This is a genomic window from Rhodococcus sp. PvR099 (assembly GCF_017833315.1).
In the GTDB taxonomy this organism is placed as follows: Bacteria; Actinomycetota; Actinomycetes; order Mycobacteriales; family Mycobacteriaceae; genus Rhodococcus_G; species Rhodococcus_G oryzae.
In genome coordinates, this window is sequence record NZ_JAFIBV010000001.1 from 1,000,951 (window position 1) to 1,027,742 (window position 26,792).

25 protein-coding genes and 1 riboswitch are annotated in these 26,792 nt (G+C 69.9%); of the genes, 10 read left to right on the forward strand and 15 right to left on the reverse strand.

The genetic code is table 11. The annotated features are described in order from the left end of the window. The first annotated feature begins 17 nt into the window (after positions 1 to 17). From JOE46_RS04640 to JOE46_RS04655, 4 genes are read left to right on the forward strand one after another with little or no spacing between them, the layout of a single operon-like run. Positions 18 to 755, forward strand: coding sequence for an SDR family NAD(P)-dependent oxidoreductase (locus JOE46_RS04640; RefSeq protein WP_097209743.1), 738 nt, complete (start codon positions 18 to 20; stop codon positions 753 to 755). Then, positions 752 to 1,981 (forward strand): precorrin-6y C5,15-methyltransferase (decarboxylating) subunit CbiE, encoded by a 1,230-nt coding sequence (cbiE, locus tag JOE46_RS04645; protein ID WP_097209742.1) that lies wholly within the window; start codon positions 752 to 754, stop codon positions 1,979 to 1,981. Before JOE46_RS04640 ends, cbiE begins: the two co-directional genes overlap by 4 nt. Further along, a complete protein-coding gene (cobM, locus tag JOE46_RS04650) occupies positions 1,978 to 2,727 on the forward strand; it encodes a precorrin-4 C(11)-methyltransferase (RefSeq protein WP_097209741.1) in 750 nt (249 codons plus the stop codon). The genes cbiE and cobM overlap by 4 nt, the downstream gene beginning before the upstream one ends. Beyond that, positions 2,727 to 3,476, forward strand: coding sequence for a cobalt-precorrin-6A reductase (locus JOE46_RS04655; protein WP_097209740.1), 750 nt, complete (start codon positions 2,727 to 2,729; stop codon positions 3,474 to 3,476). The genes cobM and JOE46_RS04655 overlap by 1 nt, the downstream gene beginning before the upstream one ends. Here the strand turns inward: JOE46_RS04655 and JOE46_RS04660 are convergent. From JOE46_RS04660 to cobG, 5 genes are all read right to left on the reverse strand, one after another. Beyond that, on the reverse strand, positions 3,456 to 4,127 hold the full coding sequence (locus tag JOE46_RS04660; protein WP_097209739.1) for a TetR/AcrR family transcriptional regulator: 672 nt from the start codon (positions 4,125 to 4,127) through the stop codon (positions 3,456 to 3,458). The two genes, JOE46_RS04655 and JOE46_RS04660, sit on opposite strands and share 21 nt — an antisense overlap. Before the next feature lie 122 nt (positions 4,128 to 4,249). Then, positions 4,250 to 5,056: a CPBP family intramembrane glutamic endopeptidase gene (locus JOE46_RS04665; RefSeq protein ID WP_097209738.1), complete on the reverse strand. Its 807-nt coding sequence runs from the start codon at positions 5,054 to 5,056 to the stop codon at positions 4,250 to 4,252. Between the two features lie 17 nt (positions 5,057 to 5,073). Next, complete coding sequence (gene cobJ / locus JOE46_RS04670) at positions 5,074 to 6,591, reverse strand: precorrin-3B C(17)-methyltransferase (RefSeq protein WP_209926440.1); 1,518 nt, start codon at positions 6,589 to 6,591, stop codon at positions 5,074 to 5,076. Beyond that, positions 6,591 to 7,214, reverse strand: coding sequence for a precorrin-8X methylmutase (locus JOE46_RS04675; protein WP_097209736.1), 624 nt, complete (start codon positions 7,212 to 7,214; stop codon positions 6,591 to 6,593). The genes cobJ and JOE46_RS04675 overlap by 1 nt, the downstream gene beginning before the upstream one ends. Positions 7,215 to 7,232: 18 nt before the next feature. Further along, on the reverse strand, positions 7,233 to 8,387 hold the full coding sequence (cobG, locus tag JOE46_RS04680) for a precorrin-3B synthase (RefSeq protein WP_097209735.1): 1,155 nt from the start codon (positions 8,385 to 8,387) through the stop codon (positions 7,233 to 7,235). A 20-nt stretch (positions 8,388 to 8,407) separates the two neighbouring features. Beyond that, positions 8,408 to 8,544: riboswitch (cobalamin riboswitch) on the forward strand. 34 nt (positions 8,545 to 8,578) lie between these two features. Between cobG and cobN the strand changes: the two genes are divergently transcribed. Beyond that, a complete protein-coding gene (cobN, locus tag JOE46_RS04685; protein ID WP_209926441.1) occupies positions 8,579 to 12,184 on the forward strand; it encodes a cobaltochelatase subunit CobN in 3,606 nt (1,201 codons plus the stop codon). A 29-nt stretch (positions 12,185 to 12,213) separates the two neighbouring features. Continuing rightward, complete coding sequence (locus JOE46_RS04690) at positions 12,214 to 12,594, forward strand: PPOX class F420-dependent oxidoreductase (protein WP_097209733.1); 381 nt, start codon at positions 12,214 to 12,216, stop codon at positions 12,592 to 12,594. 77 nt (positions 12,595 to 12,671) lie between these two features. Here JOE46_RS04690 and JOE46_RS04695 read toward each other — a convergent pair whose 3' ends face one another. From JOE46_RS04695 to JOE46_RS04730, 8 genes are all read right to left on the reverse strand, one after another. After that, complete coding sequence (locus JOE46_RS04695; RefSeq protein WP_143548362.1) at positions 12,672 to 13,520, reverse strand: hypothetical protein; 849 nt, start codon at positions 13,518 to 13,520, stop codon at positions 12,672 to 12,674. A gap of 126 nt (positions 13,521 to 13,646) precedes the next feature. Further along, positions 13,647 to 14,516, reverse strand: a complete 870-nt coding sequence (locus JOE46_RS04700; RefSeq protein ID WP_179800403.1) for a hypothetical protein — start codon at positions 14,514 to 14,516, stop codon at positions 13,647 to 13,649. Between the two features lie 121 nt (positions 14,517 to 14,637). Further along, positions 14,638 to 15,024: an RNA-binding S4 domain-containing protein gene (locus JOE46_RS04705; protein WP_097209730.1), complete on the reverse strand. Its 387-nt coding sequence runs from the start codon at positions 15,022 to 15,024 to the stop codon at positions 14,638 to 14,640. A 26-nt stretch (positions 15,025 to 15,050) separates the two neighbouring features. Next, the gene (locus tag JOE46_RS04710) at positions 15,051 to 16,508 is read right to left on the reverse strand and encodes a lipase maturation factor family protein (protein ID WP_209926442.1); all 1,458 of its coding nucleotides are present in this window, start codon (positions 16,506 to 16,508) and stop codon (positions 15,051 to 15,053) included. A 97-nt stretch (positions 16,509 to 16,605) separates the two neighbouring features. After that, on the reverse strand, positions 16,606 to 16,980 hold the full coding sequence (locus tag JOE46_RS04715) for a YchJ family protein (RefSeq protein WP_209926444.1): 375 nt from the start codon (positions 16,978 to 16,980) through the stop codon (positions 16,606 to 16,608). Then, positions 16,980 to 18,344: a metallopeptidase TldD-related protein gene (locus tag JOE46_RS04720; RefSeq protein ID WP_097209727.1), complete on the reverse strand. Its 1,365-nt coding sequence runs from the start codon at positions 18,342 to 18,344 to the stop codon at positions 16,980 to 16,982. Before JOE46_RS04720 ends, JOE46_RS04715 begins: the two co-directional genes overlap by 1 nt. Further along, positions 18,344 to 19,873, reverse strand: a complete 1,530-nt coding sequence (locus tag JOE46_RS04725) for a TldD/PmbA family protein (protein ID WP_097209726.1) — start codon at positions 19,871 to 19,873, stop codon at positions 18,344 to 18,346. The genes JOE46_RS04720 and JOE46_RS04725 overlap by 1 nt, the downstream gene beginning before the upstream one ends. 14 nt (positions 19,874 to 19,887) lie before the next feature. After that, positions 19,888 to 20,658, reverse strand: coding sequence for a TSUP family transporter (locus tag JOE46_RS04730; protein WP_097209725.1), 771 nt, complete (start codon positions 20,656 to 20,658; stop codon positions 19,888 to 19,890). Positions 20,659 to 20,712: 54 nt separating this feature from the next. Here JOE46_RS04730 and JOE46_RS04735 point away from each other — a divergent pair, with 54 nt between their 5' ends. Then, on the forward strand, positions 20,713 to 21,870 hold the full coding sequence (locus JOE46_RS04735; protein ID WP_097209956.1) for a sensor histidine kinase: 1,158 nt from the start codon (positions 20,713 to 20,715) through the stop codon (positions 21,868 to 21,870). A gap of 206 nt (positions 21,871 to 22,076) precedes the next feature. Then, complete coding sequence (locus JOE46_RS04740; protein ID WP_307861253.1) at positions 22,077 to 22,886, forward strand: SGNH/GDSL hydrolase family protein; 810 nt, start codon at positions 22,077 to 22,079, stop codon at positions 22,884 to 22,886. 24 nt (positions 22,887 to 22,910) lie between these two features. Here JOE46_RS04740 and JOE46_RS04745 read toward each other — a convergent pair whose 3' ends face one another. Then, positions 22,911 to 23,618 (reverse strand): cutinase family protein, encoded by a 708-nt coding sequence (locus tag JOE46_RS04745; RefSeq protein WP_209926445.1) that lies wholly within the window; start codon positions 23,616 to 23,618, stop codon positions 22,911 to 22,913. Between the two features lie 104 nt (positions 23,619 to 23,722). Between JOE46_RS04745 and JOE46_RS04750 the strand changes: the two genes are divergently transcribed. Beyond that, positions 23,723 to 25,219, forward strand: a complete 1,497-nt coding sequence (locus JOE46_RS04750) for an HNH endonuclease signature motif containing protein (RefSeq protein WP_245220934.1) — start codon at positions 23,723 to 23,725, stop codon at positions 25,217 to 25,219. Positions 25,220 to 25,285: 66 nt separating this feature from the next. Continuing rightward, positions 25,286 to 25,945: a response regulator transcription factor gene (locus JOE46_RS04755; protein ID WP_097209721.1), complete on the forward strand. Its 660-nt coding sequence runs from the start codon at positions 25,286 to 25,288 to the stop codon at positions 25,943 to 25,945. Between the two features lie 10 nt (positions 25,946 to 25,955). Here JOE46_RS04755 and JOE46_RS04760 read toward each other — a convergent pair whose 3' ends face one another. Further along, on the reverse strand, positions 25,956 to 26,639 hold the full coding sequence (locus JOE46_RS04760) for a hypothetical protein (protein WP_245220935.1): 684 nt from the start codon (positions 26,637 to 26,639) through the stop codon (positions 25,956 to 25,958). Between the last annotated feature and the right edge of the window lie 153 nt (positions 26,640 to 26,792).

The following is a 26,792-nucleotide window of genomic DNA, read 5'->3' on the forward strand; positions in this document are numbered from 1 at the left end:
CCAGCACACTTGACGGTATGAGTGTCGGATCAGTCGTCATCCTCGGGGGCCGCAGCGAGATCGGTCTCGAACTGGCCACCAGACTCGCCCCCGGGCGGACCGTCGTCCTGGCCGCGAGGCGAAGCGGGGACCTCGAAGACGAACGCCGGGCGGTGCTGGCCGCCGGAGCCACCTCGGTCGAGACCGTCGAGTTCGACGCCGACCGCCTCGCCGACCACGCCCGGGTGCTGTCGGAGATCGTCGAGCTCGGCCCGATCGACGTGGTGGTGCTCGCCTTCGGCATTCTCGGCGACCAGGCCCGCGCCGAGACGGACGCCCAGCACGCGGTGAACGTCATCCACACCGACTTCGTCGCGCAGGTCGGCGTGCTCACGCACCTCGCGCAGCTGCTGCGTGCGCAGGGATCGGGGCGGATCGTCGTGTTCTCCTCGATCGCGGGCGCCCGGGTGCGGCGCGCGAACTACGTGTACGGCTCGGCCAAGGCCGGGCTCGACGGCTTCGCGAGCGGGCTCGGTGACGCCCTCGCGGGCAGCGGCGTGAGTCTGCTGCTGGTCCGTCCCGGCTTCGTCATCGGCAAGATGACCGAGGGGATGAGCCCGGCACCGATGTCGAGCACCCCGGGGCAGGTCGCGGATGCGGTGGTCAAGGCGCTGAGCCGGGGCCGCGAGCGCGTGTGGATCCCCGGCATGCTGCGCCTGGCCATCTTCGTGATGCGGCTGGTGCCACAACGTATCTGGCGACGGATGCCGCGATGACCGAGCTGCTGACCGTCGTCGGCATCGGTGCGGACGGATGGTCCGGGCTGTCCCCGAACGCGCAGCGCGCGATCACCGACGCAGAGGTGCTGATGGGGTCGCCGCGCCAGTTGGACCTGGTTCCGGACGGCGACGACGGATCGGACGCAGTGCGGGTGTCCTGGCCGTCGCCTCTCGTGCCCGCGCTGGCCGGCCTGCTCGCCGAACACGAGGGCAGGCGGGTGTGCGTGCTCGCCAGCGGCGACCCGATGTTCCACGGCATCGGGGTGACCCTCACGAACCTCGTCGGTCCCGAACGGATGCGGGTGATCGCGCACCCCTCCTCCGCCTCGTTGGCCTGCGCCCGGCTCGGCTGGGCGCTGCACGAGACCCCTGTCGTGAGCCTGGTGAACCGGCCCGTCGAGGTCATCACCCCGGAACTGGCCGACCATCGGCGGTTCCTGGTTCTCAGTCGCGACGCGGGCACCCCGACGGCGCTGGCCGCGCTGCTCCGCGAGAACGGCTACGGCGGTAGTGAACTCGCCGTGCTCGAGCAGCTCGGCGGCGATCGCGAGCAGATCGTGCGGGGCCGGGCGGATGGCTGGGATCATCCGACCGGCGACCCCCTCAACGTCGTCGCGGTCCGCTGCGTGCGGGGCGTCGCGACACCGCGACTGACCCGCGTGCCCGGCCTCCCCGACGAGGCCTACGAGTCCGACGGCCAGCTCACCAAGCAGGAGATCCGGGCCCTGACCCTGTCCGCACTCGCCCCGGCCCCCGGCGAGCTGCTGTGGGACGTCGGCGGCGGAGCGGGCAGCATCGGAATCGAGTGGATGCGTGCCGACGCCGGCTGCCGTGCAATCGGTTTCGAGCGCGATCCCGATCGCGCGGCCCGGATCGCGACCAACGCCCGACGGCTCGGCGTGCCCGGGCTCGAGATCCGCGGCTCCGCACCCGACGCACTCGCAGGTGCGCCGACCCCGGACGCGATCTTCCTCGGTGGCGGCGTCACCGCGCCCGGGGTGTTCGAGACCTGTTGGGACCGACTGCCGCCCGGCGGCCGGATGGTGGTAAACGCGGTGACCGCGGAATCCGAGACCCTCGTACTGCGTTGGCACGGGCTGCACGGCGGCACGCTGCGCAAGTTCCAGGTCTATCGGGCCGGGCCGCTCGGCGGGTTCACCGCATGGCGGCCGCAGCTGCCCGTTGCCCAGTGGATCGCGACAAAGGAGGAATCAACCCAGTGACCGTCCATTTCATCGGAGCGGGCCCCGGCGCCGCCGACCTCATCACGGTGCGAGGCCAGCGGATCATCGGCCGGAGCCCCGTGTGCCTGTACGCGGGCAGCCTGGTCCCCGCCGAACTCCTCGCGATGTGCCCCGAGGGCGCGGAGATCGTCGACACCGCGCGCCTGAGCCTCGACGAGATCACCGACCGCCTCATCGCCGCCGACCGGGCCGGGCTGGACGTGGCGCGGTTGCACTCAGGCGACCCGTCCATCTACAGCGCGGTCGCCGAACAGGCGCGCCGCCTCGACGCGGCGGGCGTCGGCTACGAGATCGTGCCCGGGGTACCGGCATTCACCGCCGCCGCGGCGGCGCTGGGGCGCGAACTGACCGTCCCTGGGGTGTCCCAGTCGATCGTCCTCACCCGGGTCTCGACGCTGTCCACCGCCATGCCGCCGGGCGAGGACCTGGCGACCCTCGGGGCGAGCGGGGCCACGCTGGTCATCCACCTGGCCGCGCACCGCATCGATCAGGTCGCCGAGGAGTTGCGCGCCCCCTATGGCGAAGACTGCCCGGTCGCGGTCGTCGCATTCGCCAGCCGACCGGACGAGATCATCCTGCGGGGGACGGTCGACTCGATCGCCGCCCAGGTACACGCGGCCGGGGTGACCAAGACCGCCGTGATCATCGTCGGCCGGGTGCTGAGCGCCGAGGGATTCCCGGACAGCTACCTGTACTCGGCCTCGCGGCGTCGAACCGACCACTGATGGCGCCGACGGTGCGCGTGCTGATCCTCGGCGGGACCTCCGAGGCCCGATCCCTGGCGGCCCGGCTGTCGGAGGCGGCGGACGTCGAGGTCGTCTCGTCGCTCGCCGGGCGGGTCCGCGATCCGAGGCTCCCCGAGGGCGAGGTGCGGATCGGCGGTTTCGGGGGAGCGACGGGCCTGCGGGACTGGCTTCGCGACAACGGCATCCGTGCCGTGCTCGACGCCACCCACCCGTTCGCGGCCCGCATCTCGAGCAACGCCGCCGCAGCCACGACCGAGGCGGGACTCCCGTTCGCCGTGGTGCAACGGCCACCGTGGTCGGCCCGCCCGGGGGACAGCTGGCTGGAGGTGGACTCGCTCGAGGCTGCCGCGGCCGCGCTGCCGGAGCTGGGCCGCCGGGTATTCCTCACCATCGGCAGGCAGGGCGTGGACCGATTCGCCACGGTGGCCGCCGACTTCCTGGTCCGAGCGATCGATCCGCCGGAAGGCCCGACACCGGCCCGGATGACGCTCCTGCTCGACCGGGGTCCCTTCGACGTCGGCCGTGAGTCCGCGCTGATGCGAGAGCACCGCATCGACGTGCTGGTCTCCAAGAACAGCGGGGGCGACCTGACAGTCGCGAAACTCACGGCGGCGCGCGAGCTCGGCATCCCGGTCCTGATGGTGCGTCGGCCGCCGAATCCGCTCGGCGTCACAGTGTTCGACGGCGTCGACGAGGCGGAGCTCTGGCTACTCGCGGTCGCCGGCTGACTCGTCCTCGGCGGGAACCTCGACCGCCTTGTCCGCCACCGCCCGCGCCAACGCGTCCAGATGCTTTTTGGTCCCCTCGGTGTCGCGATCGACCAGCCACCGCAGCACCAGTCCGTCCAGGGTCGCGAGACCGAAACGAGCGATCGCGGAAACAGGTTCGGACCACGCGGTTCCGGTTGCCCGCGCACATTCGTCCATGAAGGCCGCGACCTCGGCCGTCATGTGCTCCCGTTGGGCAACGGCGATCGCGCCCGCCCGGGGGAAACCGGCCGCGCGATGGCGGAGTGACTGGGTCATGATCTCGTACGTCAGCAGTCGACGCTCCGGGTTGGCCTCGATCACCGGCCAGCCCCACTCGAGCCCGGTTCGGATCAGCGCGTACAGGCCTTCTCGGCCACGTAGCTCCCAGTCGGCGAGGGTGTCGAACGTGATTCGGGCGGAGCCACTGAGCTCGAGGACGAGTTGCTCGGCCATCGCGACCACGAGCTCTTCCTTGTTCTCGAAGCAGTACTGGACCATGCCGATCGACACGCCCGTGTGCGCGGCGACCGCCCTGATGGTGACGGCGTCCATGCCGCCACGTTTGGCCAGTTCCAGCGCGCTCATCACCAAGGTGGCGCGCCGCTCATCCCCAGTGAGCCTACTTCCCATTCAGCGATCCTAGCGCTTGACAGGCACTCTGTTGGACAATTGTCCAACAGAGCGCCGCGTGTCGTCCGTTTGTCTGGGATCCCAACCGCGTCAACCGGGTTCGGCGCCGCAATCGCGTCGCCTCAGATGGCCATCAGCGCCGCGTTGACCACGACGGCCTGGGTGAACAGCGTCCAGTCGTTGATGATGTGCGCGCCGGCCGAAACCCACAGATTCTTCGTGCGGATGTAGGCCAGGGTCAGCACCACCCGGGCCCCGCCGATGATGATGAACGCCTGGGCGAAGTTCCAGTCGTAGGTCGGCAGGTGGGCGGCCGCGAACCAGGCCGAACTGAGCAGCCAGGCCAGGACGATCGCGGTCTTGCGGGAGACCTTTGCCTTGGCGAACAGGAAGTACAGCACCGCGAGGAACGGCAGGATGGTGAAGACCTCCTCACCGACCAACTGGAACCCGGTGCCCACGTAGAACGCGACGGTGTCGAGCGTGCTGCCCTTGCCCGCCTCGTCGATCGCCTCGTTGGAGGACACACCGAAGAGGGACGAGACGATGAACGCCAACGCGAATGTGACGACCAGATTGAGAAGGGCGAACCCGATCATCGTCAGGACGTCGCGGCCGCGCACTCTGCGGAACAGCGCCCGCCAGTGCTCTCGCGTCACGGTCGCCAGCACGACCAGCGGGATGCCGACGAACAAAATCCGCGGAATCAGAGCCACCACGTTGTTGGGCTGCGGGATGAGTACCAGTGCGGCGAAGCCCACCACCACGGAGGCCCACACCAAGAGCCACTGCCGGATCGACAGCGCCGTGGGGACACCGTTGTAGAACGGGAAATCGGCGTCGTCGCGACGCTCGATCAGTCGGCCGAACCGCTCGGTCGGCGGCATCGACTCGTGGGCAGGCTGCACGTGTGCGTTCGAAGAACTCATTCGCTACTTATCGGATCTCAGGCCGGGTAGCGGCGAGGCGTGAACACCATCGTGCCCTCGGCGCCCTTGACCACGGTGGTCAGCGAGGAGCCGATGATCAGCAGGCAGCGCATGTCGATCTCGGACGGGTCGAGCTCACCGAGGGTGACGATCCGAACGCTCTCCTGCGGACCCGCGACGTCACGGCCGATGATGACCGGAGTCGCGGGATCGCGATGCTCGAGCAGCAGGTCCCGCATCGCGCCCACCTGCCAGGTGCGCGAGCGCGAGGCCGGGTTGTACACGGCTATCGCCATGTCCGCCGCGGCCACCGCGGAGATCCGCTTGGCGACGATGTCCCACGGCTTGAGCCGATCGGAGAGCGAGATCACCGCGTAGTCGTGACCGAGCGGGGCACCGACGCGGCTCGCGACGGCGTTGGCCGCGGTCATGCCGGGCAGCACCCGGACCGGGACGCCGGACCACTGGTCCTCGGCGGCCATCTCGATCACCGCGGCGGCCATCGCGAACACGCCGGGGTCACCGGAGGACACCACGACCACCCGCGCTCCGCGCTTGGCCAGGTCCAACGCCATTGCCGCACGCTCGGATTCGACCTTGTTGTCGCTCGCGTGCCGGTTCTGGCCGTCGATCACGGGCACCCGGTTGACATAGGTGGTGTACCCGACGACGTCGGTCGCGCGAGCCAGCTCCGCGCGCACCTCGGGGGTGGTCCATGCCTCGTCGCCTGGCCCGAGCCCGACCACGGTGACGTAACCCGTCGACGGACCTGTCGCCGCGGCCCGATCCGCCGCGGCCCCGTTGTTCGACGGACTCGGCACCAGTGCGATCGAGAAGTAGGGCACCTGCGACTCGTCCACGTCGGCGGCCGCGATCACCCGCTGTTTGGGGGTGCTGGCCCGTTCGACGTAGCTCGCCTCGGCGAGCCGGCCGGAATCGGTGAGCGCCTGCCGCACGGCGGGAAAGGTGCGGCCGAGCTTGAGGATCGCGGCCGAATCGGTCTGCCGCAACCTCCTGGTCAGCTCCTCGACGGGAAGGGTTCCCGGCAGCACGGTGAGGATCTCGTCGCGCTCGACGAGGGGAGTGCCGAGCGCGGCGGAGGCCGCGCTGATCGAGGTGACGCCCGGGATCACCTCCGCCTCGAACCGGTCCTGCAACCGCTTGTGCATGTGCATGTACGAGCTGTAGAAGAGTGGGTCGCCCGCCGCCAGCAGCGCCACCGTCCGACCCGACTCGAGATGCTTCGCCAACCGCTCCGCGGCCACCGCGTAGAACTCGTCGATCGCGCCCTGGTAGCCGCCGGGGTGATCGACCGTCTCGGTGGTGACCGGGTAGACCAGGTGTTCCTCGATCTGGCCGTCCCGCATGTAGGGCTGCGCGACGGCGCGCGAGATGCTGCGGCCGTGCCTGGCGCTGTGGAACGCGATGACGTCGGCCTCGGCGATGATCCGGGCCGCCTTCACCGTCACCAGCTCCGGATCGCCCGGGCCGAGCCCGATGCCCCAGAGCTTGCCGGGGGTGACGTGATCCACCATCACTCCACCTCGCTGGCGATGGCGTTGAGCGCGGCCGCGGTGATCGCGCTGCCGCCGCGGCGGCCACGGACGACCAGGTACTCGGAGCCGCCGCGGGCGATCAGCTCGTCCTTGGACTCGGCGGCGCCGATGAATCCCACCGGTCCACCCACGATCGCGGCCGGGCGCGGTGCGCCCTGATCGATCATGTCGAGCAGGTGGAACAGCGCGGTCGGGGCGTTGCCGATCGCGACAACCGCGCCGTCCAGCTTGTCGCCCCACAGCTCGAGCGCGGCGGCGGATCGGGTGTTGCCCAGCTGCTCGGCGATCACGGGGACCCGGGGATCTGCCAGGGCGCACAGCACCTCGTTGTTCGCGGGCAGCCGCTTGCGGGTGACCCCCGCGGCGACCATGGTCGCGTCACACAGGATCGGTGCGCCGGCCCGCAGCGCGGCACGGGCGGACTCGACGACGCCGGGGGTGAACGCGATGTCGTCGACCAGGTCGACCTGTCCCGACGCGTGGATCATCCGCACCACCACCTGCGATACGTCCGCCGGGAACCGGCCCAGGTCAGCTTCGGCCCTGATGGTGGCGAAGGACTGACGGTAGATCTCGGCGCCGTCGCGGATGTAGTCGGTCATGCGCCACACGATATGGGGTCAGCGCGGCCGTCGGTCCACCCGGTAGCCGTCGCCGGTGGCCACCACGTCGGCTACCTCCCCGCGGGGCCTGCCGCATTTGCGGTCGCAGCCCACCCAGTGCTGCCTGCCCTCCACCGGCAGCTCCCCGGCCGCCACCGCCGCACCGAGGTCGCCGCGGACATCGGCAAGGGACTTGGCGCAGCCGGGGCTTCCCGTGCAGGCACTGACCTGCAGCCAGGGCGAGGCGGCGTCGAAGATCAGGCCCATCGGCGCGAGCACCCGCACGACCTGCTCCGCGGTCCATTCGTCGAGGTCGCACAGCAGCACCGATCGCCATGGCGTCACGACAAGGGGCTTGCCGACCGCGGCCAGGAACTCTGCGGTGCGCGCGGGGATCGCTCCCAGTGCGAGGCCGGCGGCCAGGGTGACGCCACCGTCGCCGTGATCGAGCCAGCCGATCGGTCCGGCCCCGTCACCTGTCACGTCGACGGGCTCCACCGTGGCCCGCAGGCCGAGACCGGCGAGGATCCGCTCGGGACCGCCGTCGATCTCGTGCAGCCGCCACTGCTCCCCCCGGATCTCCAGCAGGTGTCGGGCGGCCTCGAGCAGCACCGACACCCCGTCGGCCGCGGGGATCCGGGCGCCGGAGTCGCGGCCGGCCAGGACCAGGGTCACCTCGTCGGCGCCGACGGCATGTAGCCCGAGGTCCGCGGACAGCCCCGAGACGTCGCCACGGCCGTCGTCGAGGGAGAACATCACCCGTCCCGGCAGCTGCGCCAGCACCGGGTCGGCGCAGAGGCCGCGGTCGAGTTCGCGCACCCAGTCGCGCACGTCGACCAGCCCACCGATCCGCCCGGACAGGGGACTGGCGAGGATGTTTCGCACCCGTTCGTGGGTGGCCGAGGGCAGCAGGCCGATCTCGGCCAGCCGCTCGGCGAACCGGTCGGGGTCGGTGACCGCGCGCAGCTGCACATTGCCGCGCGAGGTCAGCTCCAGCTCACCTGCCGCGAGTTCGCGGGACGCCTCGGCCAGCGCCTGCAGCTGACCGGGTTCGAGGAAACCGCCGGGCAGCCGCACCCGGGCCAGCGCGCCGTCCGCCGCCTGGTGTACCTGGAGGGCTCCGGGGCAGGCGTCGGGGCGGGAACGGTCGGGGGTGTTCGGTTCAGCGGACATCGTCTCCAAGGTTACGTCCCTGCACCGGTAGCATCAGCGGCGCTTGCGGCAGCTCGAGAGGAAACCGGTGGGAATCCGGTGCGGTCGCGCCACTGTCACCCGACCGCCTGCCCGCGGGCACCGGGGAGCCAGACCCTCCGCCGCTGCCGTTCCGAACCGATGGGGCGCGAAAACCCCGAGGAGGCCTCACCGTGATCCTGCTGCTGTCGACGTCCGACACCGACCTGCTCAGCGCCCGTGCCAGCGGCGCGGAGTACCGCTGGGCGAACCCGTCCCGGCTCCTGGTGGACGACCTGCCCGGTCTGCTCGAGGGGGTCGAGCTGGTGGTCGTGCGCATCCTCGGTGGCCGCCGCGCCTGGGAGGACGGGCTCGACGCCGTCCTCGCCGCAGGCCTGCCGACGGTGGTGCTCGGCGGCGAGCTCGCCCCGGATGCCGAGCTGATGGAGCACTCGACGGTGCCGGGCGGCGTGTCCGCCGAGGCGCATTCGTACCTGGCCGAGGGCGGCCCGCAGAACCTGCTCCAGTTGCACCATTTCCTCACCGACACCGTGCTGCTCACCGGGTACGGATTCGAGCCGCCGGTGCACACCCCCACCTGGGGTCACCTGGAGCGGGGCGCGGTCGCGGAGATCGACGGCCCCACCATCGCGGTGCTCTACTACCGCGCCCAGCACCTGGCAGGCAACACCGAGTACGTCGAGGCGCTGTGCCGCGCGATCGAGGGCGCAGGCGCCAACGCGCTGCCCCTCTTCTGCGCCTCGCTGCGCACGGCCGAGCCGGAGCTGCTGACGACACTCGGCACCGTCGACGCGATGGTCGTGACCGTCCTCGCGGCGGGCGGCACCAAGCCCGCGGGCGCATCGGCGGGGGAGGACGACGAGGCCTGGGATGTCACCGAACTTGCCGCGCTCGACGTGCCCATCCTGCAGGGCCTGTGCCTGACCAGCAGCCGCGAGGCCTGGGAGTCCAATGACGACGGCCTCTCGCCGATGGACGTGGCGACGCAGGTCGCGGTGCCCGAGTTCGACGGCCGGCTGATCACGGTTCCCTTCTCGTTCAAGGAGATCGACGCCGACGGCCTCACCGCGTATGTGCCCGACCCCGAGCGGGCGGCCCGGGTCGCCGGCATCGCGGTGCGGCACGCCCGGCTGCGGCACATCCCCCTCGCGGAGAAGCGGATCGCGCTGATGCTCTCCGCCTATCCCACCAAGCACGCCCGTATCGGCAACGCCGTCGGCCTGGACACCCCGGCCAGCGCGATCGCGCTGCTCACCGAGATGCGCGCTGCCGGATACGACCTCGGGCCGCTCGACGGAGACGACGCGCTGCCCGGTCTGGCGGCAGGCGACGGCGACGCCCTGATCCATGCGCTCATCGCGGCGGGCGGGCAGGACCCGGACTGGCTGACGGAGGAGCAGCTCGAGGGCAACCCGATCCGCATCTCCGCGGCGCGGTACCGGCGGTGGTTCGCCACGCTGCCGCAGGACCTGCGCGAAGGCGTCGAGAAGCACTGGGGCGCTGCGCCGGGCGAGCTGTACGTGGACCGGTCGTCCGACCCCGACGGCGAGATCGTCATCGCCGCGATGCCGGTCGGCAACGTGGTCCTGATGGTGCAGCCGCCCCGCGGCTTCGGCGAGAATCCCGTGGCCATCTATCACGATCCGGATCTGCCGCCGAGCCATCACTACCTCGCCGCCTACCGTTGGCTGGCCGCCCGTCAGGACGAGGGCGGCTTCGGCGCGGACGCGGTGGTACACCTGGGCAAGCACGGGAACCTGGAGTGGCTGCCCGGCAAGACGCTCGGCATGTCCGCGTCCTGCGGCACCGACGCCGCGCTCGGCGAGCTGCCGCTGATCTACCCGTTCCTGGTGAACGATCCGGGCGAGGGCACCCAGGCCAAGCGCCGCGCCCACGCGACCCTGGTCGACCACCTGATCCCACCGATGGCCCGCGCCGAGAGCTACGGCGACATCTCGCGCCTCGAGCAGCTGCTCGACGAGCACTCCAACATCTCGGCGCTCGACCCGGCGAAGCTGCCCGCGATCCGCCAGCAGATCTGGACGCTGATGCGTGCGGCGAAGATGGACCACGACCTGGGCCTCGCGGAGCGCCCGGACGAGGACGTCTTCGACGACATGCTGCTGCACGTCGACGGCTGGCTGTGCGAGATCAAGGACGTGCAGATCCGCGACGGGCTGCACATCCTCGGCAAGGCACCCGAGGGCGACGCGGAGGTCGAGCTGGTGCTCGCGATCCTGCGGGCCCGGCAGATGTGGGGCGGCGAACGCACCGTCCCCGGCCTGCGCGAGGCGCTGGGGCTCAGCGAGGACGGCGACGAGGTCCGTACCCGGGTCGACGCCATCGAGGAGATCGCGCACCGGCTGGTAGCGGACCTGCAGGCCGCTGACTGGGCCCCGGCCGCCGCGGCACGGATCGGCGCCGACCACGGCGAACAGGTGGTGGCCGTACTGGAGTTCGCGGCGGCGGAGGTGGTGCCTCGGCTGCGGCAGACCGCAGGCGAGATCGCCCAGGTGCTGCGCGCGCTCGACGGCCGGTTCATCGCCGCCGGGCCGAGCGGGTCGCCGCTGCGCGGTCTGGTCAACGTGCTGCCCACCGGCCGCAACTTCTACTCGGTGGATCCGAAGGCGGTGCCGTCGCGGCTGGCATGGGAGACCGGTCAGGCGATGGCCGAGTCGCTGCTTGCCCGCTACCTGGCCGATCACGGCGAGTACCCGCGCTCCGTCGGGCTGTCCGTCTGGGGCACCTCCGCGATGCGCACCTCCGGCGACGACATCGCGGAAGTCTTTGCCCTGCTGGGTGTCCGGCCGGTCTGGGACGAGGCGTCGCGCCGCGTCACCAGCCTGGAGGTCATCTCGCTGGAGGAGCTGGGCAGGCCCCGCGTGGACGTGACCGTCCGGATCAGCGGCTTTTTCCGGGATGCCTTCCCGCACGTGCTGGCGCTGCTCGACGACGCGGTCCGGATGGTCGCTGCCGTGGACGAGCCCGCCGAGAGCAACTACATCCGCGCCCATGCGCAGGCGGACCTGGCCGAGCACGGCGACGACCGCCGGGCCACCACCCGCATCTTCGGGTCCAAGCCTGGCACCTACGGCGCGGGCCTGCTGCAGCTGATCGACTCGAAGAGCTGGCGCAACGATGCCGACCTCGCCGAGGTGTACACGACCTGGGGCGGTTACGCGTACGGCCGTGGCCTCGACGGCGCGCCGGCCTCCGACGACATGCGCACCGCCTACCGGCGAATCGCGGTGGCGGCGAAGAACACCGACACCCGCGAGCACGACATCGCCGACTCCGACGACTACTTCCAGTACCACGGCGGCATGGTCGCCACCGTCCGCGCGCTGACCGGGAAGTCGCCGGAGGCCTACATCGGTGACAGCACCCGCCCCGAGGCCGTCCGCACCCGCACGCTGTCGGAGGAGACCGCCCGGGTGTTCCGCGCGCGGGTGGTCAACCCGCGCTGGCTCGAGGCGATGCGCAGGCACGGCTACAAGGGCGCCTTCGAGATGGCCGCGACCGTCGACTACCTGTTCGGGTACGACGCCACGACCAACGTCGTCGCGGACTGGATGTACGAGAAGCTTGCCGAGACCTACGTGCTGGACGAGCAGAATCGCAAGTTCATGACCGAGTCCAATCCCTGGGCCCTGCACGGGATCGCGGAGCGGCTGCTCGAGGCCGCCGAGCGCGACATGTGGGAGCAGCCGGAGCAGCAGACGCTGGACGGGCTGCGACAGGTCTACCTGGAGACCGAAGGTGAGCTCGAGGGGGAGTAGTCGGGCCGGTTGCCCCTAGGCTGATGCCCATGAGCCCCACGCTGAGCGAGATCGGTGCCGCCAAGTACGTCCTGCTGACCACCTTCCGCAAGGACGGCTCGGCGGTCCCGACCCCGCTGTGGGCGGCGCTCGACGGCGACCGCCTGCTGCTGTGGACGGTCACCGACTCCTGGAAGGTCAAGCGGATCCGTCGGAACCCGCAGGTGACGGTCGCGCCCTGCGACGTGCGCGGCAATCAAAAGGGTGACGCGATCGAGGCGACCGCGGTGGTGCTGGACGACGCCGGGACGGAGCACGCCCGCGAGGTCATCACCCGCAAGTACGGGATCCTCGGCTGGCTCACGGTCAAGGGCAGCCTGCTGCGCCGCGGTAAGACCGGCACAATCGGCCTGGCCGTCACCACACCCTGATCGCCGGTCGACACAAGAAGGACGAGGCCCGCACCGGCGATTCGCCGGTGCGGGCCTCGGACTTCTGAGGTGATCGGTCAGCTACCGAAGGATGAGCCACCCAGATCTGCGCTGCCGAACTGGCTGAGATCGGGGAGTCCGGGGATCGGGATGATCGGGTTGAGCGAGTTGAACCGGAGCGTCACCTTCGCCTCCTCGCCTGCGGCGGCGAGCTTTTCGCTGCCACCGGAGGGGACCAGGAAGGACCCGCCGCCGCCACCGGCGCCCGCGGCGCCGCCGCCACCACCGAAGTAGCCGGCGCCGCCGGCACCGCCGGAGTCGGCACCCGCGCCACCGTCACCGAGCACGCCTGCCGCGCCGGACGGAGATCCGGTGCCGCCCGCACCGCCCGCGGTCGCGGTGCCTGCCTTGCCGCCCGCGGCACCCGCCGCGGAGACGCCTGCATTGCCGCCTGCCCCGAGGCTTCCCGCACCCCCGCCGGGAGCGACGAGCGTGCGGGAGCGCAGGCCCTTCTCCCGGTCCTGCTTGATCGACTCGGTGGCGGTTCCGGAGAAGCCGCCACCGGAACCGCCACCCTCACCGACGAGGATGTACAGCTTCGATCCCGGGGTAACGGGGAGGTCCGCGGTGACACGACCGCCGAGCCCGCCTGCGCCGACCCCGCCCTTGCCTGCCTCACCGATCGCGGTCACCGTCACCGAGGTCACGCCGGCGGGGATGTCGAGGACATGCTCGCCTTCGACGTTGACCATGCAGTTGACGAGAATCCCCGACTGCGCGCATCCCACGATCTTGTCGCCGGCGGCGGCAACGCCGGTACCGCCGGTGACCGCGGCCGCGACGGCTGCCGTCATACCCACCGTCGCGGCCAGTCCCACGGTTCGCCGCATCCCCATCGAGCCCGCCGCCCACACACGCCCTTGCATCAACAAACCTCGCAGAGTCCTAATCGATCCGGGGCGATCGCCACCGGCGCTGGAAGCATGCCATGTTCCCGGACGCGAGGTGGGCACATTGACGCAGCGAACTGGACGCTGGGTTTACACCCCGCGTCAGGACGCGGAGCTACCCACGCTTCCCGAGCCGCCGGAGCTGCCCGCGCTGCCGGAGTCGGAGCTTCCCGCGCTGCCGGAGCCGCTGCCGCTGTCGGAGCTGCCACTGGCGCCCACATAGGACGAGTCGAACTCGACGACGACCCGCGCGACGGAAGCGCCTGCCGGGGCGAGCGCGGTGCTGCCACCGGCCGGGACCAGGAAGGATCCGCCGCCGCCGTTCAACCCGCCACCACCACCGAAGTAGCCGCCGCCACCGCCCGAGCCGACCAGACCGCCCGCGCCACCGGTGCCGAACGCACCGTCGGTGCCGCCGATGCCGGCCGTGCCCCCCGCGGTATCGGTACCGGCTTGTCCGCCTCCGGCGCCGGGCGCCGCGGCGCCCGCGTCACCGCCCACACCCGCGCCGCCGCCACCGCCACCGGGCGCAACCAGCAGGCGTGAGTTCATGCCGGCGGTCCAGCTGCCCTCGGCAGATTCCGTTGCGACCGCGGCGAACCCGCCGCCCGGGTTCAATCCCGACCCGCCGCCGTTGCCCACCATGATGTAGAGCCGCTGCCCTGGCGTCACGGGGAGGTCGGCGGTGACCACGCCGCCGCGTCCACCCCGAAATCCGCCACCGTTGGCACCGTTCGCGGTCACCTTCACCGAGGTGATGCCTGCCGGCACATCGACGAAGTACTCGTGGGGGCCGTAGCTGTCATAGGAGCACGTGGTGTGCCCGATCTCGGTGGCACAGAAGACGGTCGCGGATGCCCCGCCCGCGCTGATCAGGCCCGCCGACGCGCACGCCGCGGTAAGCCCCATTGCCGCGGCAACCTTCACCGCACGGTGCCCCCACACCGAACCCTGTCGAACCCGACCCATCATCGATTGCTCCTCCGAGATCACGCCGATTCGGTGGCGGTCGCCACCGGCGGGGGGAAGCATGGCACGAGATTTCGCGCCGCATATCGAGAATGGGTGAGATGATTCCGCGGGCGCCTGAAAGTCAGTCGTCGTTGAAGCCGCGCAGCCTATTGAGCTCGCGCCGTTCATGTTTGGTGGGTCGACCGGATCCACGATCCCGGCGCGGCAGGGCGATCAGTTCCTCACGCGGCGGCGGAGGAGGTGTCCTGTCGATCACGCACAGCGCGGCCTCGGGCGCCCCGACCCGCTTGCGGATGAGCCTGGCCACCACGACTATCCGTTCGGTGCCCGCGACGCGGACCCGCACCTCGTCGTCCATCTGCACCGGCTGCGCGGGTTTGGCCGACACCCCGTTCACCCGCACGTGGCCTGCCCGGCACGCGGCGGCCGCGGCGGAGCGCGTCTTGAACAGGCGCACGGACCACGCCCAGCTGTCCACCCGCACGCTGGTGGCTTCCCCGCTCGACATGCCGTCCAGGGTACCGAGCGGACCGTTCAGCCCCGATTCGCTCCGTCGCCCGCAGGCCCGACCGCCAGCCGGACGGGCGGCAGGTAGTCCGAGACCGGGGTCCGGTGCCACCACACGCCGCTGTCTCGGCGCTCCCGCCGGGTGCTGAACCGGTAGCGGAACAGGCGCGCCCGCACGAAGGTGGGCGGCGACTCCGCAAACGGGTTGTGCCGGATCAGCGCCAGCGTCGCGGCGTCGTTCTGGAGCAGTTTCTCGGCGAACGCGACGAACCACCCCCTGGCGTAGCCGGGCGAGATCGCGGCGAACCACATCAGCCAGTCGAGGCGCAGGTGGTACGGAGCGAACTGGCGGGGCCGCCGCCGGAGGTCTCCCGGCTTGCCCTTGAACTCGTACTCCCGCCAGACCGCGTCGGGGGTGAGGTGCGCGGCCTCGGTGCCCTCCACGATCACCTCGTACCGGATCCGGGTGACGTGGCCGAACGCGCCGTAGGTGTTGACCAGGTGCCAGGCGTTGAACGAGGCATTCATCAGTTGGCTGTGCGAGGCCAGGTTGCGCGCCGGCCAGTAGCTGAGCACGAGGACCAGGGCGGTCACCGCGATCACCACGACCACGAAGGCAGGCGGGGTGGTCCCGGACCCGGCGGGTGTGCCGATCGGCAGGACCACCCCGAGCACGCTGTCCGGCAGCACCGACACCGCCAGCACCAGCGCGAGCCAGTTCAGCCACGCGAAGTTGCCGCTGGCCACCAGCCACAGCTGCGTCACGATCATCAAGCCCGCCGCGATCGCGGCGACCGGTTGCGGGGCGAACAGTCCGAAGGGCATCACCAGCTGCGCCAGGTGATTGCCCGCGACCTCGACCCGGTGCAGCGGCCGGGGGAGTCGGTGGAAATACCAGCTCAGCGGTCCCGGCATCGGCTGCGTCTCGTGGTGGTAGTACAGGCAGGTCAGGTCGCGCCAGCAGGAGTCCCCGCGGATCTTGATCATCCCGGCGCCGAATTCGAGCCGGAACAGCAACCACCGCAGTAACAGCAGGATGGCCAACGGTGGCGCGGTGTCGGCGTTGCCAAGGAAGACGGCCAGGAAACCGACCTCGAGCAGCAGCGACTCCCAGCCGAACCCGTACCAGACCTGGCCGACGTTGACGATCGACAGGTACAGCAGCCACATCGCGAACCACACCAGCATGTGCGCGGGCAGCGGGAGCCGGGCGGTGACACCCAGCACGCTGAGTGCCGCCAGCCCGGCCCCGGTCCACGCAACGGCAGCGAAGAACCGATCGGAGTAGTACAGGTGGAACAGGCTCGGTGACCGCCGGAACGATGCCGTCGCCAGATGGTCGGGGACGGGGAGCATCCCGTTGCTGCCGATCAGGGCCCGGAACTGGTTGACTGCCACGAGAAACGCGGTCAGATAGATGGCGGCGAGGCCTTCCGTGAAGAGCAGCCGCCCGAGCCAATAGCCATCCGCGTTGAACCAGTCCACCGTCGCCGCCTGGGGCGATCGCGGGGGATTCCCGCCTCTGCCGGACGTTACTCCTCGATACCCCCGATGGCGTGGGTGCGAATCCCGCGGCGAGAAGTCAGTCGAGGGCGTCCAGGTACGACCAGCGCCCGTCCTCGCGCACGAACCGACTGTGCTCGCGGAGCGAGTCCAGCTGCCCGGAGTGCACGTAGTGTGCCTCGAACTCGACCGTGCCCTCGTTTTCCAGCAGCCCGCCGCCCGTGTGGCCGAGGATGTCGAGCCGGGTCCAGCGCTGATCGGGGTCGAGGGTCAGCCGCCCCGGGCGCGTACTCGGGTGCCAGGTCCGCAGCAGATAGTCGGCGTCGCCGACCGCGAATGCGCTGTACCGGGACCTCATCAGCTGCTCGGCGGTCGGCGCCTCCGCGGCACCGGAATGAAACCGCCCGCAGCATCGCTCGTAGGTCTCACCACTGAGGCAGGGACAGCGGGTCATCACTGTGCCCGGCTCACGGACGACATGTGGAAGTCGGGGATCCGCAGCGGCGGCATCGCGGTTCGTGTGAACCAGTCCTTCCACTCGCGCGGGAGGGTGCTCTCGGTGGCCCCGACCTCCGAGACCCGCCGCAGCAGGTCGAGCGGGCTCTCGTTGAAACGGAAGTTGTTGACGGCGCCGGTGACCGCCCCGTCCTCGACCAGATACACCCCATCCCTGGTCAGGCCCGTGAGCAGCAGCGTGGCCGGGTCCACCTCGCGGATGTACCAGAGCGTGGTCAGCAGCAGCCCGCGCTCGGTCCGGGCGACCATCTCGTCGATGGTCGCCGCACCGCCGCCGGTGAGCAGCAGGTTGTCGCCGGGCACGGCCACCGTGGCCCCGAACTCCTGCGCCGCGTGGCGGGGGTAGGCGAGCGCGTTGACGGCACCGTCACGGACCCAGTCGACCCGATCGACATCCATGCCGTTGTCGAAGAGGGAGAGGGAGTCGCTCGATGTCGTCGTCGCGACGAAGGGTGCGTACTCGAGTCCGGGCGCCATGGGGTCCGAGCGCAGGGTGAGCGGGAAATCGCTGAGCCGCTCACCGACCCGGGTGCCGCCCGCCTTCGACAGCGCGGTGTGCCCTTCCTCCGCGCCGCGGCCCTCCATCGTCCACATCAGGTAGATCATCAGGTCGGACACGGCGGAGGGAGGCAGCAGGGTCTCGTAGCGACCCGCGGGCAGGTCGACCGTGCGCTTGGACCAGTTCAGCCTGGTGGTCAGCTCAGCCAGCAGGCTCGGCACCGACACGTCCTCGAAGTCGGCAGTGCCCGCGCCGACCCACGCGCTGGCGTCACCGCGCTTGCCGTTGATCTCCACCGAGCCGGTCGGCTGGGTGAAACGCCTGCGTACCCCGCTGGAGGTGCCCAGCCAGGTGGTGTGGAGTTGATGGTGCGCAAAGCCGTACAGCCGGTCGGCGCCGTCGAACCCGTCGGCGAGATCACCCGCCAGTCGGCCGAACACGTCGATCCCTGTCGACGCCGCGGCCGCGGACCAGTCCGGGTCGGGAACGCCTGCACCCGACATCAGGTCCATCGCGTCCTCGGCGGGTGGGGCGGTCCGCGCCGCCTCCTCGCTCGCCCGCACGACCTCCGGGATCTGCTTCGGGTCAACGGTGCTGGAGCTCACCGTCCCCACGTGCGCGCCCTCGGCGTCGCGGACGATCGAGATGACGGTCCAGTTTCGCGAGGTCGACACGCCGTTCGTGGTCATCGAATTGCCGGCCCAGCGCAGCGATGCCTCGCTGGCATCGGTGACCAACACCATCGATTCGTCCACCGTGCGCAGCGCGAGGGCCCGCTCGATCACGTCCTGCGCCTGGATCATCATCGGCCACCCTCCGCCTGCGTGTTGAGCACGTTCACACCGCGGAACAGCGCGGAGGGACAACCGTGGCTGACCGCCGCCACCTGACCAGGCTGGGCCTTCCCACAGTTGAACGCGCCACCCAGCTGCCAGGTGGAGGCACCGCCGACGGCCTCCATCGAACCCCAGAAGTCGGTCGTGGTGGCCTGGTACGCCACATCCCGGAGCTGCCCGTCGAGAACGCCGTTCCGGATCCGGAAGAACCGCTGACCGGTGAACTGGAAGTTGTACCGCTGCATGTCTATCGACCAGCTCTTGTCGCCGACCACGTAGATCCCGTCCTCGACGCGGCTGATGAGATCCTCGGTGGAGGTGTCGCGCTCGGGATCCGGCTGCAACGACACGTTCGCCATCCGCTGGATGGGTACGTGGTGGGGCGAGTCCGCATAGGAGCATCCGTTGGAACGTTCCAGGCCGAGCCGCGGAGCGAACACCCGGTCGAGCTGATAGCCGACGAGGGTGCCACCGCGTACCAGATCCCAGCGCTGCGAACCGACGCCGTCGTCGTCGTACCCGACACTGGCGAGCCCGTGCTCCTCGGTGCGGTCGGCGGTCACGTGCATGATCTCGGTCCCGTATCGCAGGGTGCCGAGCTGGTCCGGGGTCGCGAACGAGGTACCCGCGTATGCCGCCTCATAGCCGATGGCGCGGTCGTACTCGGTTGCGTGGCCGATGGATTCGTGAATGGTCAGCCACAGGTTGGTCGGGTCGATGACCAGGTCCGTCGGGCCAGACGTCACCGATGGCGCCTTGGCCTTCTCGGCAAGCCATTCCGGGATCCGCGCGAGTTCCGTTGCCCAGTCCCAGGAACCCGGGCCGACTCCGGCACCCAGGTACTCCCAGCCACGCCCGGCCGGGGGCGCAAGGGTCCGCATGGTCTCGAAGCTGCCCGCCGACTGATCGACGGCGGTCGCCTCCAACTGCGGATGCAGACGGACCCGCTGCTGGGTGATGGTCGACCCGGCCAGGTCCGCGTAGAAGGTCTGTTCCTTGACCTGCATCACGCTCGCCGTGACGTGGTCCACGCCGTCGGCGGAGGACAGCCGCGCCGAGTAGTCGCCGAGCAGCTCGATCTTCTCGGCCGTCGGGACCTCGAACGGGTCGACCTCGTAGCCGGAAACCCAGACCGCATCCGGGTATACGGGCTCCGGGGCCAACTCCACCCGTTCCCGGTTCAGCGCCCGCAGCGCCCTGGCCACCTCGACCGCCTGCGCCGCCGTGCGGGCCGCGGCGTCGGGGGTCAGTTCCGCGTGCGAGGCGAATCCCCAGGTCCCGTCGACCACCACTCGCACCGCCACGCCGAGTTCCGCGCCGTCGACCGCGGACTGCACGGCACCGTCCCGTAGTCGTATCGACTGGGTCAGCAGCCGGTGCACCCGTAGATCGGCGTGGGTGGCGCCCGCGGTCCGGGCGGCGGACAACGCGGCGTCCGCGAGGGCGCGCAGCGGCAGGGCGAGGAAGTCGGGGTCGACGTCGCGGGTGGCGGTCACGGGTCACACGCTACCTACTGGGCGAACTGCTGCCAGCCCAGCCGGATGACCATCACCACGACCACCACCAACAGCACGATCCGAATGAAGCCCGCGCCCTTGGCAAGTGCCATTCTGGCGCCGAGCACCGCGCCGAGCACGTTGCAGGCTGCCATGGCGAGTCCCAGGGTCCACCACACGTTCCCGGTGGCCGCGAAGAAGATGAGGGCGCCGAGGTTGGAGCCGAGGTTGATCACCTTGGCCATCGCGGCGCTGCGCACGAACTCCGTTCCCAGCATCACCGCGAAGGTGACAATCAGGAAGGTGCCGGTGCCGGGGCCGAGGAGCCCGTCGTAGAACCCGATCACGCCGCCCGCGACCAGCACCGTCGTCCACACCCGCATCCGACTGGGCTGGTGATGGGCGAGCGTCGTGCCCAGTGTCGGTCGCATCGTGACGAACACCGCGATCGCGACCAGCAACACCATGACGATCGGGATGAACAGCGCCTTGTCGATCAGCGACACGGCGGCCGCCCCGAGTCCGGCGAACAGCGCGGCCAGCACGGCGGCCGGGATCATCAGCCGCCACTGCATGGCGACCTTCCGGCTGAAGGTGAACACAGCCGCGGCGGTGCCGTTGACGGCCGTCAGCTTGTTCGTCGCCAACGCCATCTGCGGGCTCAGCTGAGGCATCGTGATCAGGATCGCCGGGAGCAGGATCAGGCCACCCCCGCCGACCACCGCATCGACCCAGCCGGCCGCGGTGGCCGCCACCATCAACACACCCCAGTCGAACCATGCCATGGGTCAGACCCAATCACAGGACCGGCCGAGGCCCGCAACTCCTAGGCTGTGATCATGCGGAGGTTCAGCCTGTGGCTGCGGGGCAAGCCGTTCGTCGCCGACTCGATGCTCGCGACGATCCTGTTCGTGCTCGAAGGGTTGTCGGCACCGAACAGCCAGGCCCCGTGGCTGTTCCTGCTGCTCGGCCTGGCGTTGTGCACACCGATCGCCTTTCGGCGCCGCCATCCCGTGCTTGCCGCGGCAGCCCTCCTCGGTCTCTCGATCCTCACCACAGTCATCAGCAGCTGGATCGGCGACGAGGCGGTCGCGCATGTGGGCCAGCTCGGTTTGGCCGTGATGCTCTACACGCTCGTCGCCTACGTCGGCAGGAGGCCGGCGGCGCTCTATCTCGTCGGGCTCGCCGCCGACTCGGCACTGGCGATCCGGCTCCTGCACCAGGACTTCTGGACCACCGCGGCATTCGTCTCGCTGTTCTATGCGCTGTCCTGGATCACGGCGGAGTTCCTCGGTGCGCGACGGTTGTACGACGAGGAGGTCGCGGCGCGACTGGCCGTCGCCGAGTACGACCGCGACCGGCGGGCCGAGGAGGCGGTCGCGGGGGAGCGCACTCGCATCGCGCGCGAACTGCACGACGTGGTCGCACATGCGGTGAGCGTCATGGTGGTGCAGGCGGACGGCGCCTCGTATGCCGTGCGGCGCAACCCGGATGGCGCCGAGCGTGCGCTGGGCAACATCGCGAGCACCGGCAGGCAGGCGCTCGCCGAGCTGCGTCGCACGGTCGCGCTGCTGCGCACCGAACAGACCCCCGCCGAGATGCCGCAGCACGGGACGGCGGGAGTGGCGAAGGTCGTCGACATGATGCGTGACGCGGGCCTGCGCGTAGAGCTCGAGATGACGGGGGAGCTCGATGACATCAGGCCCGCGCTCAGCCTCGGCATCCACCGCGTCGTGCAGGAGTCGCTGACGAATGTGCTCCGGCACGCGGGCAGTTCACCGCGGGCACGGGTCCGGGTGCGCAGGCGCGACGAGGACGTGCTGGTGGAGATCACCGACAACGGCCGGGGGTCGAGCCAGTTCACACAGGGCTCGGGGAACGGGCTGGTGGGGATGCGGGAACGGGTGGCCGTCCTCCAGGGCAACCTCGAGACCGGCCGGGAGCCGGACGGGAGTTGGCGGGTTCGGGCGGAATTGCCTCTGCACCCGGAGGATTAGGCATTCACTCCGTGTCGACGGTCCGGTGAACTGGGGGTGGTCAAATCAAATACATGCGACTACGTTACTCATCGGTATCAAGAGACCTGGATCACTTCCATCATCAAGAGTGGGGTGGCCATGCCAGACGACCGAGGGGATCCGAATTGTCCGTGACAACGGGGACTAGACGTTTGCTACTCGCTGCGGGCGCGCTCGCTGCCGCGGTGGGATTCGCATCTCCCGCGGCGGCGGCCCCATCGCAGCCGCTCGAGTACGTGAACCTCGGCGACAGCTTCAGCGCCGGCTCCGGGGTGTCCCCGATGGCCCCGACTCAGATCTCACAGTGCTGGCAGTCCGAGCAGAACTTCTCCCACCTCATCGCACAGCAGCTCGGCTACACGCTCACCGACGTCAGTTGCGGCGGCGCGAAGACGGAGGACTTCTACGCGCCGCAGTACGCCGGGACCCGCGCCCAGTTCGATGCGCTGACACCGACGACCGAGCTGGTCACATTGATGATCGGCGGCAACAACAACAGCACCTTCGCGGGGGCGATGGCATCCTGCATCGGCGCCATGGTCTCCACTCCGGGCGCGCAGGCGCCGTGCCGGGCGCAGTACGGGACGAGCCTCGCCGACCCGATCGAGGCCAAGACGTATCCCGCATTGGTGAAGGCCCTCGGCGACATCCACGAAAGGTCCCCGCGCGCCCAGGTCATCATCGCCGGCTACCCGTGGCTGGTGCCCGCCACCGGTAGCTGCTTCCCGCAGCTACCCCTCGCCCCGGGCGACGTGCAGTACCTCCGCGAGCTCCAGGCCTCGCTCAACGACGCGGTGCGGCGCGCGGCGCAGGAGACGGACACCACCTTCGTGGACATGTCGCAGGTGTCAGACGGGCGCGACGGCTGCCAACCCGTCGGGCAGCGCTGGATCGAGCCGATGCTGAACGCGACGCAGCCGGTCCCTGTGCACCCGAACGCCGACGGCGAACGGGCACTCGCCACCGAGATGATGAAGGCGATTGACGCTCGTTGACCTGGTGATCATCGCGCAGACCGGCTAGAGGTGACTGGCGGCGAACTGTGCGGCCTCGACGGTCGTCCCGTTCACGGGATACAACGCATGCAAGACGTTGGGGCGACCGAGAGGGGAACCATCGCAGATGTTGTCGCCGGGAGCGCACAGATCGATCGTCTTGGGACCGAACAGCGGCCCGATGACGATCGGCGGATTGCCCGCGTCGCGCATGAATCGATCCGAGGGCTTTCCGAAAAGGGCGACGGCGGCGACGTGGCCGGCCACATCCGGCGACAACGGCCTTGGCAGAGCCGGCTCGGCAGATGATCCGGCGAGATCTCCTGCTGCGGTGACAAACCCGGCAACGGCCGCGCCCTGTGAATAGCCCCCGACCACAATCCTCGTGTTGGGGCAGCTTGCCGCCATGTCCTGAATCCGAGAATGCATGTCCCACATCCCTTCGACGAAGGTGCGGAAGAACGCTTGCCGGTCGTCGAAATTGCTGCTGGCTGGGTAATTGACGGCGTACTCCCCGATCGATCGCGCACCCGCGAACAAGCGCAGCGATTCGATGAATGAGAGCCCCGTCGTGCCGACGCCGTCCTCTTGGCCGGTACCCCGGGCGAACACCACCTCGACATCAGGGCATGGCTGGGCCGACGCCGGCGGGGGTTCGAAGGATACGCAGAGCAGCACCGCAGACATCGCCATCGCGGCGCCGAGGAATCGAGCGATCGTGCGCGTCCCCATCGGCCAACACTACATTCGGGGACGCCACGACGACATGCTTCCTCACGGCAGTCGGCAGCGGTTCGTACTGTGAACTTGTCGGACCCCGGCGGTCGTATCCGAACATGCGTTCGATCGATGGCATCGGGGTCTCGGAACAGGTGCACGGCCACCTGTCCGCATTGGCCGCGGCGGTCGACGGGCTCACCGAGTGTGATCTGACGGGGTTGCCGGACGGCGAGCTGACGTCGGTCATGCAACAGGTCGAAATGTCCCTTCGCCGGGCCGACGCGGTGGGGCACCGGCTGATTGTCGAAACGGCCGAACGTTCCCTACCCGGCAAGCTCGGCCACAAAACCCTCAACAAGCTACTCATCGGAGTGCTGCGGATCTCCGCGGCCGACGCCTCCGCTCGGATCACCGCGGCGAAGTCACTGGGTACCTGGCATGCGCTCTCCGGCCAGCCGCTTCCCGTGGACCTGCCCGAAACCGCTAGCGCGCAACGCGACGGAGACATCGGCCCGGACCACGCACGCGCGATACGCGAAGTCATCCGCAAGATCCCCCACACCGTCAGCAGTTCCGACGTCGCAGTCGCGGAGGAGATCCTCGCGGAACTGGCGCGCTCGGCCACACCCGAGGACGTCGAGAAAGCCGGGCACGAGTTGCTCGCGCACCTGAACCCCGACGGCAACCTCACAGACGACAAGGACCGCAAGCGTCTTCGCGGTATCCGCCTCGGCCGGCAAGACCAGAACCTCATGACCCCGATCTCCGGGCACCTCGACCCCGAGACCCGAGCATTGCTCGACCCGATCCTCGCGAAATGGGCGCGGCCAGGGATGAACAATCCCGACGACCCCGAATCACCCACCGGCGCCGCCGAACACCCCAGCGTCGACCGCGACCGGCTTGCCGCCGCCGCGGGCCGCGACACCCGCACCGCCGCGCAACGCAACCACGACGCAGTCAAGGAAGCACTGCGCGCACTCCTCGCATCCGGCATCCTCGGTTCCCATCGCGGGCTGCCGGTAACCGCGATCATCACCATGACCCTCGATCAGCTCGAACACGCCACGGGTGTCGCCACCACCGCATCCGGCGGGATCCTCCCCATTCGAGACGCACTGACGATGGCCGAACGCTCGCACCCAGTACTGGTGCTCTTCGACCACAACGGCAGACCACTGCACCTCGGACGTTCGAAACGCCTCGCCACCGCAGACCAACGACTCGCGTTGATCGCCGCCGATCGCGGTTGCACCAGACCCGGCTGCGACGCCCCGGCCACCATGACCGCCGTCCACCACGTCCACGACTGGTCCAAGGGCGGCACCACCGACATCGGTGTCCTCTCCCCCAAGCACTTCGTGCAGGGGGTACCCCCACCTCGGGTGCGACGGCTGCCACGCCATCATCCACGACGGACCCGGCGGCTGGCACACCCGCACCGCCCCCAAAGACTCCGAATACGCCGGACGCACCGAATGGATCCCACCACCACACATCGACCCCGACCGAAAACCCCGCATCAACCACCGCCACCACCCGAAAGAGCTCCTCGACCGCGCCAGACGAAAAGCCAACGCCCACAAATATGCCGACACAGTGTCAAGGCGTGAGCAACCGCAGCGGCCGACGGGAAGCGACGGAATGGACGAGATCCCGTAGGGGGATAGGGTGGCGCCATGCCCATCACCGTGCTGCTCGTCGACGATCAAGAGCTGATGCGCATGGGCCTCAAGATGGTGCTCGAGGCACACGAGGACATCGTGGTGCTGGGGGAGGCGGGGGACGGGGCCGCCGCGGTCAACGCCACGCGGGACCTCGAACCCGACGTGGTGCTCATGGACGTGCGGATGCCGATCGTCGACGGCGTGGCGGCCACCACGCAGATCGTCGAATCCGGCTGCTCCAGCAAGGTATTGGTGATGACCACCTTTGACCTCGACGAGCACGCCCTAGGCGCGCTGCGCGCGGGGGCGAGCGGATTCCTGCTCAAGGACACCCCGCCCGAGGACCTGGTCTCGGCCATCAGGAGCGTCGCGGCTGGCGACGCGGTGGTCTCACCCAAGGTGACCCGGCGACTGCTGTCGCGGTTCATCGGCGACGACCCGGCCCCGACCCGGACACCCGAGATCCTCGACGACCTGACCGAACGCGAACTCGAGGTGCTCCGTCATCTGGCGACCGGGCTGTCGAACGCGGAAATCGCGCGGCAGCTCTATCTCTCCGAGGCCACCATCAAGACCCACGTGGGCAAGATCCTGACCAAGCTCGGCCTCCGCGACCGCGTGCAGGCGGTCGTGTTGGCCTACGAGACCGGGCTGGTCACGCCCGGCTCGTAGGCCGACCGGGCTAGGCGGTGAAGCTGCCCACCGTCGGTAGCGCGAAGCAGGTCTTGCCCGACTGATAGGTGACGTCGCCGTAGAGCGCAGCGAACACGGTCCCGGCGCCGGTTGCCACGGTCTTCGACATCGTCGGCACCCCGAGCAGGACGTCGTTGAGCGGCTCGATGCCGCCCTTGAAGGTGTCGGCATTGAACCAGACCACATTGAGTCCGGACTGCTTGGGGAAGTCGACGTGGGCGGGCAACGCCTGGAATCGCAACTGACCGCGCTCGATGAACGGCGGCAGGGGGAAGTTGGGACCGGCCTGCGCGGACGCGACGGTGACGGTCACCGGACTCTCGCCGACCCCGCAGCCGAGAGTCGGTGCGGGATACATGAAGTCCTGCGGCGCGGTCACGCCGAACTCGGGGAGACCGAGGGGACCGAGCGCCGCGGCGCCCAGAATGTTCTGGAGCACCGCCATCGCCTCGGGCGACTGCATGCCCGACTGCGTCAGGAGGGCTGCGGGCGCCGAGCCGGGCGGTTCCGCGGCCGCGGGGGACGCGCCCGCCTGCCCGGTGACCGCGAGGGCAAGGGCCGCGGCGGAGGCCCCGGCGACGGACATCGTGCGAAGGATCAAGGGGAGACGCATGTTGCTCCTCGGCTGGTGCGCGAACAGGGCGATCATGAACCCGGCCGATGTGAACTGCATCACGCCCAATGTCTAAATGTCAACTAGAGGGTTTGGGTTGACCTCCACTGGAGGTGTGCATCCAGGTCAACTGGAGGGTTCTGGTTTACAGCGCAAACCCGGGAGAATTTCGGGGCCTCCGCACGTTGTTCGGGCAGAGGACCCGACAGGGGA

Bases quoted from the DNA above. Each gene is read 5' to 3' on its own strand.
- cobG (WP_097209735.1), bottom strand. From the start codon at position 8,387: ATGTCCGCTGAACCGAACACCCCCGACCGTTCCCGCCCCGACGCCTGC.
- cbiE (WP_097209742.1), top strand. From the start codon at position 752: ATGACCGAGCTGCTGACCGTCGTCGGCATCGGTGCGGACGGATGGTCC.
- JOE46_RS04755 (WP_097209721.1), top strand. From the start codon at position 25,286: ATGCCCATCACCGTGCTGCTCGTCGACGATCAAGAGCTGATGCGCATG.
- JOE46_RS04655 (WP_097209740.1), top strand. From the start codon at position 2,727: ATGGCGCCGACGGTGCGCGTGCTGATCCTCGGCGGGACCTCCGAGGCC.
- JOE46_RS04690 (WP_097209733.1), top strand. From the start codon at position 12,214: ATGAGCCCCACGCTGAGCGAGATCGGTGCCGCCAAGTACGTCCTGCTG.
- JOE46_RS04750 (WP_245220934.1), top strand. From the start codon at position 23,723: ATGCGTTCGATCGATGGCATCGGGGTCTCGGAACAGGTGCACGGCCAC.
- JOE46_RS04745 (WP_209926445.1), bottom strand. From the start codon at position 23,618: ATGGGGACGCGCACGATCGCTCGATTCCTCGGCGCCGCGATGGCGATG.
- JOE46_RS04660 (WP_097209739.1), bottom strand. From the start codon at position 4,127: ATGGGAAGTAGGCTCACTGGGGATGAGCGGCGCGCCACCTTGGTGATG.
- JOE46_RS04665 (WP_097209738.1), bottom strand. From the start codon at position 5,056: ATGAGTTCTTCGAACGCACACGTGCAGCCTGCCCACGAGTCGATGCCG.
- JOE46_RS04760 (WP_245220935.1), bottom strand. From the start codon at position 26,639: ATGCAGTTCACATCGGCCGGGTTCATGATCGCCCTGTTCGCGCACCAG.
- JOE46_RS04700 (WP_179800403.1), bottom strand. From the start codon at position 14,516: ATGATGGGTCGGGTTCGACAGGGTTCGGTGTGGGGGCACCGTGCGGTG.
- JOE46_RS04675 (WP_097209736.1), bottom strand. From the start codon at position 7,214: ATGACCGACTACATCCGCGACGGCGCCGAGATCTACCGTCAGTCCTTC.
- JOE46_RS04695 (WP_143548362.1), bottom strand. From the start codon at position 13,520: ATGCAAGGGCGTGTGTGGGCGGCGGGCTCGATGGGGATGCGGCGAACC.
- cobJ (WP_209926440.1), bottom strand. From the start codon at position 6,591: ATGGTGGATCACGTCACCCCCGGCAAGCTCTGGGGCATCGGGCTCGGC.
- JOE46_RS04730 (WP_097209725.1), bottom strand. From the start codon at position 20,658: ATGGCATGGTTCGACTGGGGTGTGTTGATGGTGGCGGCCACCGCGGCC.
- JOE46_RS04720 (WP_097209727.1), bottom strand. From the start codon at position 18,344: ATGATCCAGGCGCAGGACGTGATCGAGCGGGCCCTCGCGCTGCGCACG.
- JOE46_RS04735 (WP_097209956.1), top strand. From the start codon at position 20,713: ATGCGGAGGTTCAGCCTGTGGCTGCGGGGCAAGCCGTTCGTCGCCGAC.
- JOE46_RS04640 (WP_097209743.1), top strand. From the start codon at position 18: ATGAGTGTCGGATCAGTCGTCATCCTCGGGGGCCGCAGCGAGATCGGT.
- JOE46_RS04705 (WP_097209730.1), bottom strand. From the start codon at position 15,024: ATGTCGAGCGGGGAAGCCACCAGCGTGCGGGTGGACAGCTGGGCGTGG.
- JOE46_RS04715 (WP_209926444.1), bottom strand. From the start codon at position 16,980: ATGACCCGCTGTCCCTGCCTCAGTGGTGAGACCTACGAGCGATGCTGC.